The organism is Acidovorax sp. CF316, from assembly GCF_000276605.1.
Lineage (GTDB): Bacteria > Pseudomonadota > Gammaproteobacteria > Burkholderiales > Burkholderiaceae_C > Acidovorax.
The window spans coordinates 1-11,082 of the sequence record NZ_AKJX01000271.1 but is presented as its reverse complement, the minus strand read 5'-3'; the positions used below and the strand labels follow the sequence as shown (position 1 = coordinate 11,082).

The 11,082-nt window shown below is 71.0% G+C and carries 8 protein-coding genes; all 8 read left to right on the top strand.

Features of this window, described 5'->3' with window-relative positions; translation table 11 throughout:
- Positions 1 to 127: 127 nt before the first annotated feature.
- Positions 128 to 697 carry a cob(I)yrinic acid a,c-diamide adenosyltransferase gene (cobO, locus tag PMI14_RS30260; RefSeq protein WP_007860962.1) on the top strand — a complete coding sequence of 190 codons (570 nt, stop codon included), beginning with the start codon at positions 128 to 130 and terminating at the stop codon, positions 695 to 697.
- Positions 697 to 1,587, top strand: coding sequence for an ABC transporter substrate-binding protein (locus PMI14_RS30255; RefSeq protein ID WP_007860960.1), 891 nt, complete (start codon positions 697 to 699; stop codon positions 1,585 to 1,587). Before cobO ends, PMI14_RS30255 begins: the two co-directional genes overlap by 1 nt.
- A gap of 52 nt (positions 1,588 to 1,639) precedes the next feature.
- Positions 1,640 to 2,704 (top strand): cobalamin biosynthesis protein CobW, encoded by a 1,065-nt coding sequence (gene cobW, locus PMI14_RS30250; protein WP_007860959.1) that lies wholly within the window; start codon positions 1,640 to 1,642, stop codon positions 2,702 to 2,704.
- A 10-nt stretch (positions 2,705 to 2,714) separates the two neighbouring features.
- A complete protein-coding gene (cobN, locus tag PMI14_RS30245) occupies positions 2,715 to 6,518 on the top strand; it encodes a cobaltochelatase subunit CobN (protein ID WP_007860957.1) in 3,804 nt (1,267 codons plus the stop codon).
- Complete coding sequence (locus PMI14_RS30240; protein WP_007860955.1) at positions 6,515 to 7,573, top strand: ATP-binding protein; 1,059 nt, start codon at positions 6,515 to 6,517, stop codon at positions 7,571 to 7,573. The genes cobN and PMI14_RS30240 overlap by 4 nt, the downstream gene beginning before the upstream one ends.
- On the top strand, positions 7,552 to 8,271 hold the full coding sequence (locus PMI14_RS30235) for a VWA domain-containing protein (RefSeq protein ID WP_007860954.1): 720 nt from the start codon (positions 7,552 to 7,554) through the stop codon (positions 8,269 to 8,271). Before PMI14_RS30240 ends, PMI14_RS30235 begins: the two co-directional genes overlap by 22 nt.
- Positions 8,272 to 8,308: 37 nt before the next feature.
- Positions 8,309 to 8,710, top strand: a complete 402-nt coding sequence (locus PMI14_RS30230; protein ID WP_035206329.1) for a DUF1636 domain-containing protein — start codon at positions 8,309 to 8,311, stop codon at positions 8,708 to 8,710.
- Positions 8,711 to 8,780: 70 nt separating this feature from the next.
- Positions 8,781 to 10,907, top strand: coding sequence for a TonB-dependent siderophore receptor (locus tag PMI14_RS30225; RefSeq protein ID WP_007860952.1), 2,127 nt, complete (start codon positions 8,781 to 8,783; stop codon positions 10,905 to 10,907).
- The last annotated feature ends 175 nt before the right edge of the window (positions 10,908 to 11,082 follow it).

Sequence of the window (11,082 nt, the reverse complement as noted above, 5' to 3'; positions counted from 1 at the left end):
CGCCTTTTCTTTGCCTTCTTTCTTTTGGCGACGCAAAAGAAAGAAGGTGCGCCGCCGGGCGCACATCCCGGCCACCGCCCTCAAGACAACAACAGAAGCAAGCACCGCCTCAGGTCTTGAAGAAAAAATGCAAATCGAATCCCCCCCCATCCTCCGCGACACCCCCAAACCCCAAGGCGAACGCCGGGGGCTTGTGCTGGTCCACACCGGCACAGGCAAAGGCAAGAGCACCGCCGCCTTCGGCCTCGCCATCCGAGCGCATGGAAGAGGCAAAACCGTCAAGATCTACCAGTTCATGAAGGTCCCCACCGCGAGGTTCGGCGAACACCGCCTGTTCGAACAACTGGGCATCCCCATCGAAGGCCTGGGCGACGGCTTCAGCTGGAAGAGCCGCGACCTGGACCACTCGGCGCAACTGGCCCTGGACGGCTGGGCCAAGGCCGAGGCCACCATCCGCGCGGGCGAGCACTTCCTCGTGGTGCTCGACGAGATCATGTACCCGCTGCGCTACGGCTGGATTCCGCTCGAATCCATCCTCACCTGCCTGCGTGAGCGCCCGCCGCATGTGCACGTGGTGCTCACCGGCCGCAATGCGCCGGCCGAGCTGATCGAGCTGGCCGACACGGTGACCGAGATGACGCTCGTCAAGCACCACTTCAAGGCCGGCGTGCCCGCCCAGCGCGGGATCGAGGACTGATGGCCGCAAGCAGCAGCGCCCTGTCCCTGCCGCTGGCAGCCCGCTCCCGCCTGCACCCCACGGTGCCGGCGCTGGCCGTGCTCGGTCTGCTGGGCGGTTTGGCTGCGCCGATCGCGCAGGCGCAGCAACAGCACCGCATCGTCACCCTGTCCCCGTCGCTCACCGAGGCCGTCTGCGCCCTGGGCCACTGCGCCGAGCTGGTGGGCACCGACCGCTATTCGAGCTGGCCCGGCACCGTGGCCAGGCTGCCCAAGGTGGGCGGCCTGCAGGACGCGCAGATCGAGCGCATCGTGGCCCTTCGGCCCGACATGGTGCTGCTGGGGCCGCGCAGCCGGGCGGGGGAGCGTCTCTCGGCCCTGGGCGTTCCGGTGCAGGTGTTCGATGCGCGCACGCATGCCGACCTCAGGCGCATGCTGCTCAGCGTGGGCCAGTCGCTCGGCGAATCGGCGCGCGCGGCCGAGCTGGTGGCACGCATCGAGCGCGAGCTCGACGCCGCGGCGCGCCGTGTGCCGGCCCACCTGCGCGGGCGCAGTGTGTATGTCGAGGTGGGCGTGGGCCCCACGGCGGCCAGCGCGGCCAGCTTCATCGGCGAGACCATCGCGCGCCTGGGCCTGGTGAACATCGTGCCCGGCGACATGGGGCTGTTTCCGCGCGTCAATTCCGAGATGGTGGTGCGCCGCGCGCCGGACCTGGTCATCGGCCCGCAGACCACCCTGTTCAACGTGGCCGACCGCCCCGGCTGGGCCGGCATGCAGGCGCTGCGCCAGCACCAGGTCTGCCAGCTCGATGCCGACCGCATGGACCTGCTCTCGCGCCCCGGCCCGCGCCTGGGCGAGGCGGCGCACATGCTGGTCGATTGCCTCATCGGTCTGCCCCAGGTGCTGCGCTGAGCCGCAGCCCTTTTCCTTTGATTTCCGATTTTTCTGACTGGAGATTCCTTCCATGCAAGTGAACAAGATTCCCGCCACCATCGTCACCGGCTTCCTGGGCAGCGGCAAGACCACGCTGCTGCGCCACCTGCTGACCAACGCGCAGGGCAAACGCATTGCGGTCATCGTCAATGAGTTCGGCGAGCTCGGTATCGACGGCGAGTTGCTGCGCAGCTGCGGCATCGGCTGCGACGAGAACGGCGTGGAGAACGGCCAGCTGTTCGAGCTGGCCAACGGCTGCCTGTGCTGCACCGTGCAGGAAGAGTTCGCGCCGGTGATGGAGCAACTGGCCGCGCGCCGCGACCAGATCGACCACCTGGTCATCGAGACCTCGGGCCTGGCGCTGCCCAAGCCGCTGGTGCAGGCCTTCCAGTGGCCCGCGCTGCGCAACGTGTTCACGGTCGATTCGGTGATCACCGTGGTCGATGCGCCTGCCGTGGCCGCCGGCCACTTCGCCGACGACCCCGTTGCGGTGGACGCCCAGCGCCGCGCCGACGAGAACCTGGACCACGAATCGCCCCTGCACGAGCTGTTCGAGGACCAGCTGGCCACCGCCGACCTGGTGGTGCTGCACAAGACCGACGGCCTGGATGCCGAAGCCCTGGCCCGCGTGGAAGCCATCGTGCGCGGCGAGACCCTGCCGGGCGTGAAGTTCGTGCACGCCCAGCACGGCCGCATCGACCCCAGCGTGCTGCTGGGCCTGGGCCATGCGGTGGAGGACGTGATCGACGCGCGCAAGACCCACCACGACGAGGAAGAGGACCACGACCACGACGAGTTCGAGTCGGTCCACGTCACGCTCGACGTGACCGACCGCGGCCGCCTGCTGGAGGCCCTGGTCGCCCTGGTGCAGCGCCACGAGATCTACCGCATCAAGGGCTTCGTGGCCCTGCCGGGCGCGGCCATGCGCCTGGTGGTGCAGGGCGTGGGCCAGCGCTTCGACAGCCATTTCGACCGCGCGTGGCGTGAGGGCGACCTGCGCGCCACGCGCCTGGTGGTGATCGGCGACCACCTGGATGCCGCGGCCCTGCAGGCCGAGCTGCAATCGGCCCTGGCCGAATCCGCCACCACCGCCTGAGGCCGTCGGCATGCATCTGCTTTCCACACGCCCGGGTGGCTACGTCGAGGACGGGGGCCAGGGCCTGGTGCGCGTGGAGCAGACGCCCGGCGACATCGTCATCCTGAGCGCGGCCGACACCACGCTGTCGCTGCTGTCCGATGCCGCAGCCAGCCTGGGCGAAGGCTTCCCCAGTGTGCGCCTGGCCAACCTGATGTGGCTGCGCCAGCCCGCGTCCACCGACATGTATGTGGACGACGTGCTGCGCCATGCGCGCGTGGTCGTCATCGACCACCTGGGCAGCCCCAGCGACTGGGCCTACGTGGTCGAGCAGGCGCAGTCGCTGGCCGGCAAGCGCGGCCAGTGGCTGGCGCTGTTCTCGGGCGACAACGTCGAAGACCCGCAACTGCTGATGCGCAGCACCGCCAGCCCCGAGGACTGCCACCAGCTGTGGCGCTGCCTGCGCGAAGGCGGGCGCGACAACGCGCTGGCCTTCTTCGCGCTGATCGGCCATGCGGCCTTTGGCATCGGGCCACGCCCACCCGCACCGCGGCCGCTGCCGCCGGTGATGGCCTACACGCCGGCCGCTGCCGCGCCCTGGGTGCCCGGTGCGCCGGTGGCGCTGCTGGTGTTCTACCGCGCCCACCTGCAGTCGGGCAACACGGCGGTGTTCGATGCCATGCAGGCGGCGCTGGCGGGGGTGGGCCTCAACATCCTGGCCGTGGCCGTCGATTCGCTCAAGAACCCCGAGAGCCTGGCCGTGCTGCAGGCCATGGCCGAGGAGCAGGGCGTGGCCGTGGTGCTCAACGCCACGAGCTTTGCCGTGGCCTCCATCGATGGCAGCGACGACGGGGATGCGCAGGCGATCACCCTGGCCGGCGATGCGCCGGTGCTGCAGCTCATCACCGCCGGCTGCTCGCAAGAGCAGTGGCAGGCCGACCCGCATGGCCTGGCGCCGCGCGACCTGGCGATGCAGGTGGTGCTGCCCGAGGTGGACGGGCGCATCGGCGCGCGCGCCATCAGCTTCAAGGGCCTGGCCTGGCGCTGCGAGCGCACCGAGGTCGACGTGGTGCGCTACCAGCCCGAGCCCGAGCGCATCGCCTTCGTGGCCGAGCTGGCGCGCCGCTGGTGTGTGCTGCGCAGCAAGCCGCACGTGGGCAAGCGCGTGGCGCTCATCCTGGCCAATTACCCCAACGACGATGCGCGCCTGGCCAACGGCGTGGGCCTGGACACGCCGGCCTCCACCGTGCTCATCTTGCAGGCGCTGCGCGATGCGGGCTACACCACGGGCGAGCTGCCCGAGGGCGGCGACGCGCTGATCGCGCAGCTGGTGGAGGGCGTGACCAACAACCTCGACGCCAATGCCGACCGCCCCGCGGGCCAGAGCCTGGCGATGGCCGACTACCTGGCCGACTTCGGCGCGTTGCCGCAGGCCAGCCAGGACGCGGTGAACGCGCTGTGGGGCCCGCCCGGTGCCGACCCCATCGTGCGCAGCGGCCGCTTCATGGTGCCGGGCGTGCGCCTGGGCAATGTCTTCGTGGGCATACAGCCCGCGCGTGGCCGCGACCTGGACCTGGTGGCCAGCTACCACGATGCCGACCTGGTGCCCACGCATGGCTACCTGGCCTTCTACTTCTGGCTGCGCCGCGTGTTCGCGGTGGACGCCGTGGTCCACGTGGGCAAGCACGGCAACCTCGAATGGCTGCCGGGCAAGAGCGTGGCGCTGGGCGCCGCCTGCTGGCCCGACGCCATCCTGGGCCCGCTGCCGCACCTGTACCCCTTCATCGTCAACGACCCGGGCGAGGGCAGCCAGGCCAAGCGGCGCACGCAGGCGGTCATCATCGACCACCTGATGCCCGCGCTCACGCGCGCCGAGACCTACGGCCCGCTGCAGCAGCTCGAGCGCGCGATGGACGAGTACTACGAGGCGCTGTCGCTCGACCCGCGTCGCGCCAAATTGCTGCGCCAGAGCATCCTCGACCAGGTGCTGCAGCACCGCCTGCACCAGGAGCTGGGCTTTGCGCCCCCGGCCGACGACGCGCAGCGCGAAGCCCTGCTCGGCCGGCTCGATGCCTACCTGTGCGAGATCAAGGAGTCGCAGATCCGCGATGGCCTGCACACCCTGGGCCGTTCGCCGCGGGGCCGCCAGCGCACCGACACCCTGGTGGCGCTGGCGCGCTTTCCGGGTGGCTCTGCGACAGGGCAGGGCAGCCTGCTGGTGGCGCTGGCGCAGGACCTGGGCCTCACCGATTTCGATCCCTTGAACCCCGAGTGGGCCGCGCCCTGGACCGGCCCGCGACCCGACGCGCTGCAGGCCCTGGGCGACGAGCCCTGGCGCCACGTGGGCCACACGCGCGAGCGGCTGGAAAAGCTCGCTGTGCAGTGCGTCGAGCGCTACCTGGGCGCCGAGGATGTGCCCCTCGACGCCGCGCTGTGGCCCGGTGCCGCGGCGGTGCTGGCGCGCATGCGTGCCGTGCTGGCGCCCCGGCTCGATGCCTGCGGTGCGAACGAGATGGGCCAGCTGCTGCGCGGCCTGGCGGGCCGCTTCGTGCCGCCCGGGCCCAGTGGCGCGCCATCGCGCGGCCGGCCCGACGTGCTGCCCACGGGCCGCAACTTCTATTCGGTGGACACGCGTGCCGTGCCCACGCCCACGGCCTACGGCATGGGCGCGCTGGCGGCCGACCGCGTGGTTGAGCGCCACCTGCAGGACCATGGCAGCTTTCCCACGGCGGTGGGCCTGTCGGTCTGGGGCACCAGCACCATGCGCACGGGCGGCGAGGACATCGGCCAGGCCTTTGCCCTGCTGGGCGTGCGCCCCCAATGGGCGCCCGGCAGCCACCGCGTGGTGGACATCGAGGTGCTGCCCATGGCGATACGCAACCGCCCGCGCATCGACGTGACGCTGCGCGTGTCGGGCTTCTTCCGTGATGCCTTTCCGGGCGTGATCGACCTGTTCGACACGGCCGTGCGCGCCGTGGCCGCCATCCCCGAGGACGACGAGCCCGACGACGTGAACCCCATCCGCGTGCGCGTGCGGCGCGAGGCCGCGCAAGCCCAGGCGCAGGGCATGGCCGCTGACGATGCCGAGCGCCGCGCCACCTGGCGCGTGTTCGGCCCGCGCCCCGGCGGCTATGGCGCCGGCCTGCAGGAGGTGATGGCCAGCGGCCGCTGGAGCACCGCCGACGACCTGGCCCAGGCCTACCTGCGCGCTGGCGCCTTTGCCTATGGGCAGGGCGGCCATGGCGAGGCAGCGCGTGCGGCCTTCGAGCAGCGCCTGGCGGCCGTGGACGCCGTGCTGCACAACCAGGACAACCGCGAGCACGACATCCTCGACTCGGACGACTACTACCAGTTCCAGGGCGGCATGGCCGCCGCCGTGCAGCACCTGGCTGGTGCCCCCGCCGCGCTGTACCACGGCGATTTCAGCGTGCCGGGTGCGCCGCGCATCCGCACCCTCGGCGAAGAGCTGGCGCGGGTGGTGCGTTCGCGCGCAGTCAACCCCAAGTGGATAGCCGGCGTCAAGCGCCACGGCTACAAGGGGGCGTTCGAGATCGCGGCAACGGTGGACTATTTGTTCGCCTTCGACGCGACCACGGGCGTGGTGGGCGACCACCAGTACGCGCTGGTGGCCGACGCCTACCTGCACGACGACGCCACGCGCGAGTTTCTGCAGCAGCACAACCCGCTGGCCCTGCGCAGTGTGGGCGAGCGCCTGCTCGAAGCCATGCAGCGTGGCCTGTGGGCCGAGCCTGGTGAGCACCGCGAGCGCATCGAACAGCACCTGCTCGCACTGGAGCACCGCCTTGAAACCCAGGGCGAAGGACCTTTGACATGACTATTTTCGCACCTCCCGCCACTGCGTTCCCCTTCACCGCCCTGGTCGGGCACGAGGCCCTGCAGCGCGCCCTGCTGCTGGCCGCCATCGACCCCGGCATGGGCGGGGTGCTCATCAGCGGCCCGCGCGGCACGGCCAAGTCGACCTCGGCACGCGCGCTGGCTGCGCTGCTGCCCGAGGCACCCTTCGTCACGTTGCCCCTGGCCGCCAGCCTGGAGCAACTGGTGGGCACGCTGAACATCGAAGACGTGCTGCGCGACGGCCAGGTGCGCCTGGCGCCCGGCCTGGTGGCGCGTGCGCATGGCGGCGTGCTCTATGTGGACGAGGTCAACCTGCTGCCCGATGCGCTGGTGGATTCGCTGCTCGACGTGGCCGCCAGCGGCGTGAACACCGTGGAGCGCGATGGCGTGTCGCACCAGCATGCGGCTCGCTTCGTGCTGGTGGGCACCATGAACCCGGAGGAGGGCGAGCTGCGCCCGCAGTTGCTGGACCGCTTCGGCCTGTCAGTGGCCCTGCACAACCCGGCCGATGCCGCGCAGCGCCAGGCCATCGTGCGTGCCCGCCTGGCCTTCGATGCCGATCCCGCGGCCGTGGTGGCGCGGCATGCAGCCGCGCAGGCCGAACTGGCAGCGGCGGTGGCCCGCGCCCGCGCCGCGCTGGCGGCCCTGGAATGGACCGACGCCGTGGTGCAGCATGCCGCCAACCTGGCCCTGGCCGCAGGGGTGGACGGCATCCGCGCCGACCTGGTGATGCTGCGCGCCGCGCGCGCGCTGGCCGCGCTGCAGCAGGACGACAGCGTGGGCCCGGCGCATGTGGATGCCGTGGCCGATCTGGCGCTGGCGCACCGCCGCACGGAGAGCAACGCCGGCTCGGCGCCACCGCCTGGCGCCACGCAGCCACCGCCTTCGTCATCGACGAAACCATCGCCTGCCGGCGCGCAGGGCCCTGCCTCGTCGCAGAACGTGCCCGAGGGCGACTGGGGCGCCCTGCCGCCCGAGCCCCAGGCCATGGCGCGCGTGCGCAGCACGGGGGCATGGCCACCAAAAAAAGCCTGAGCCACCCCGGCCCGCGCTCGCTGAAGACCAACAAGGCAAGCGCAGGCTGGAGGTGGCAAGCCCCCCGCAATGCCTGGCTGCGCACGCCGCAGGCCGTGGCCCGGCCCGCCGACCCACAGGGTGCGGGCATCGCCTGGCTGCCCACGCTGGTGGCCAAGGGCCCGGCGCGCCTGCAGGCCGCGCATCTGCGCCGCCAGCCTGCCAGTGCCGTGCAGCCCTGCCTGCACCTGATCGCGCTCGATACCTCGGGCTCCATGCGCCAGGGCGGGCGCCTGGCCTGGGCCAAGGGCTATGCGGCGCGCCTGATCGAGCAGGCCGCGCGCGCGGGCGATGAGGTGGCGCTTTTGTGCTTTGGCGGCCAGGGGGTGGAGCTGCTGCTGCCCCCGGGCCCCGCGCGCACGGCCGGCACGGCCCGCGTGCGCCCGCTGGGCGCAGGAGGCGGCACGCCCCTGGCGGCCGGCCTGGCCGAGGCCGAGCGCCTGCTGCGCACCACGCGGCGCAGGCGCGGCGCAGGCGCTCCGTCGTGCCTGTGGCTGCTGACCGATGGCCGCACGCTGGAGCAGCCTGCTGCACCCGCTGCGGCCACGCATGTCGTGGTCGTGGATTTCGACGACCCGCTGCGGCCGGTGGGCCGCTGCGCCGCCTGGGCCGCGCGCTGGCATGCCGAGCACCGCATGCCCGAACCCCTTTCTTTTTAGAACGAGCTTTTCCCCGATGTCCGACGCAGCATCCCCGATGCCCCTCCCGACCACCACCGACGTGATCGTCTGCACCACCTGCCGCCCGGCCGGTGCCCCGCGTGACCTGCCTGCCAGCGGCGAACTGCTGTTCGAGGCCGTGCAGATGGCCCAGCTCGAAGACGACGCGGGCGCCTGGGCCCAGGTGCGCGTGCGCGGCGTGGCCTGCCTGAGCAGTTGCGGGCGGGCCTGCTCCGTTGCCTTCCAGGCGCCCGGCAAGCACACTTTTGTCTTCGGCGACCTTAAGCCCGATGACGAGACCGCGCGCCATGTGCTGGAGTGCGGCGCCATGCATGCCCGTGCCAGCGACGGCATGCTCAACCGCAACGAGCGTCCTGCGCGCCTCAAGAGCGGCATCGTGGCTCGGTTACCGCCCTTTGTGCCGACCCCCACCGGTTGATTCAGCAACGCTGCCATGCCCCTGGTTCCGTTACTTCCCTGAATTTGCCTGTTTTTGGAGTCCCTTTCCCATGCACCGACACCTCACCCCCCTGTCCCTGGCCGTGCTGGCCTGCATCGCTCAGACGGCTGCCCATGCCCAGTCCGCCGCCGCCACCCAGTTGCCCGCTGTGCAGGTCACGGACACGCAGTCCGCACCCGGCAGCACGCTGTCGCTCGATGCCCCCAGCGCCACGGGCTCGCGCCTGGGCCTGACTGCGCGCGAAACGCCGGCCAGCGTGAGCAGCCTGGGCGCGGCCGATATCGCCGAGCGCAGCCTGACCCGAGCGCAGGACGTGGCCGTGCGCATGCCCGGCATCACCGAGGCACCAGCCCCCGGCAACGGCGGCACCAGCCTGGTGGCGCGCGGCTTCGCCGGCCACAACTCGGTGGCGCAGATGGTGGACGGCACGCGCCTCATCGTCGCTTCGGGCACCATCACCTACCCGTTCTCGACCTGGCCCATGGAGTCGGTCGAGGTGCTGCGCGGCCCGGCCTCGGTGCTCTACGGTGACGGCGCCATCGGCGCGGCCGTGAACTATGTGACCAAGCGCCCGGGCTTCGAGACCACGCAGCGCGAGGCATTCTTCTCCGTGGGTTCGTTCGGTACGGTACAGGGCGGCGTGGGCCTGCGCGGCCCGATCAACGACGTGCTGGCCTACTCGGTCTACCTGGATGCGGAAAAGAGCGACGGCTACCGCCAGTTCATGGACACGCAGCGCCACAACTACGCCCTGGCCCTGGCCGTGCGGCCGGGCCGCGACCTGAACATCACCCTGTCGCTCGACGGCGGCGTGAACGACGATGCGCGCTACTTCGGTACGCCACTGCGCAATGGCGTGCTCGACGAGCGCCTGCGCCGCACCAACTTCAATGTGGCCGACTCGGTGGTCAAGTACGACGACCGTGTCTGGCGCGCCAAGGTCGACTGGCAGGCCGCCGCCGGCGTGCGCCTGCGCAACGAAACCTACCACCTGAGCACCGACCGCCATTGGCGCAATGCCGAGGCCTATGCCTTCAACGCCGCCGGCACGGCCGTGAACCGCAGCGACTACCTGGAGATCCTGCACGACCAGGAGCAGACCGGCAACCGCTTCGACGCCGCCTTCGACGGCAACCTGGGCAGCATGAAGAACCGCTTCATCGTGGGGCTGGACTGGTACCGCACCAAGCTGCTGCACACCAACAACTCGCCCTACGGCGGCGCAAGCACGGTGGACCCGTTCAACTTCGCGCCCGGGGGCTTCATCAGCCCGGTGCCCACCATCCCTGGCCGCGCCTCCGAACTCAAGACCACGGCCCTGTTCGCCGAGAACGCGCTCGACCTCACGAAGGAGTGGAAGCTGGTGGCCGGCCTGCGCAGCGACCACATGGAACTCGATACCACCGACCTGCGCGGCGGCGTGAACCTGGTCAAGAAGTACTCGCCTGTCACTGGCCGCCTGGGCGCCGTGTGGTCGCCCAGCGAGGCGCTGTCGCTCTACGGCCAGTTCGGCACGGGGACCGATCCGCTGTCCGGCGCGCTGTCGCTGCCCGGTGGCGGCAATACGTTCGACCTCACCAAGGGCCGCCAGGTCGAAGTCGGCGCCAAGGGCGCCGTGCCCGCCGTGCGCGGAGAATGGACGGTGGCGCTGTACAAGATCGAAAAGCGCAACCTGCTCTCACGCGATGCCAGCAACCCCAACATCACGCAGCAGATCGGCCAACAGTCCTCCACCGGCATCGAGCTGGCCTTTGCGGCCGAGCCCGTGCGCGGCTGGACCATCGACGCCAATGCCGTCTTCTTGCGTGCGCGCTACGACGATTTCAAGGAGCTGGTATCGGGCGCGCTGGTCTCGCGTGATGGCATGACGCCCACCGGCGTGCCCGAGCGCACCGCCAGCATCTGGACCGCGTACCGCTTCCTGCCGCAGTGGCAGGCCGGCTTCGGCGCGCGCTACGTGGGCGAGCGCCAGGGCAATACCGCCAACACCACCAGGCTGCCGTCGTATGCGGTGCTCGACGTCTCGCTGGCCTATGACTACTCGCGCAACCTGAAGCTCGGCCTGGCGGTGAAGAACCTGGCCAACCGCGACTATGCGCTGGCGGGTACGGCCAACGCACGCTGGCTGCTGGGCGCGCCGCGCACCGTGCAGCTCACGGCCCGCGCCACGTTCTGACGCCGGTGGGCAGGGCAAGGAGCCGCGCATGGTGAAGAAGCTCGTCATCTTCGTGCACAAGTGGCTGGGCGTGGTGCTGGCGCTGTTCTTCCTCATGTGGTTCGTGAGCGGGGTGGTGCTGTACTACGTGCCGTTCCCCAGCCTCACGCAGGCCGAGCGGCTGGGGGCGCTGCCG

What these genes read in the sequence shown, in the direction of transcription:
- cobO (WP_007860962.1), top strand. Translation starts at nt 128, where the DNA reads ATGCAAATCGAATCCCCCCCCATCCTCCGCGACACCCCCAAACCCCAA.
- PMI14_RS30255 (WP_007860960.1), top strand. Translation starts at nt 697, where the DNA reads ATGGCCGCAAGCAGCAGCGCCCTGTCCCTGCCGCTGGCAGCCCGCTCC.
- cobW (WP_007860959.1), top strand. Translation starts at nt 1,640, where the DNA reads ATGCAAGTGAACAAGATTCCCGCCACCATCGTCACCGGCTTCCTGGGC.
- cobN (WP_007860957.1), top strand. Translation starts at nt 2,715, where the DNA reads ATGCATCTGCTTTCCACACGCCCGGGTGGCTACGTCGAGGACGGGGGC.
- PMI14_RS30240 (WP_007860955.1), top strand. Translation starts at nt 6,515, where the DNA reads ATGACTATTTTCGCACCTCCCGCCACTGCGTTCCCCTTCACCGCCCTG.
- PMI14_RS30235 (WP_007860954.1), top strand. Translation starts at nt 7,552, where the DNA reads ATGGCCACCAAAAAAAGCCTGAGCCACCCCGGCCCGCGCTCGCTGAAG.
- PMI14_RS30230 (WP_035206329.1), top strand. Translation starts at nt 8,309, where the DNA reads ATGCCCCTCCCGACCACCACCGACGTGATCGTCTGCACCACCTGCCGC.
- PMI14_RS30225 (WP_007860952.1), top strand. Translation starts at nt 8,781, where the DNA reads ATGCACCGACACCTCACCCCCCTGTCCCTGGCCGTGCTGGCCTGCATC.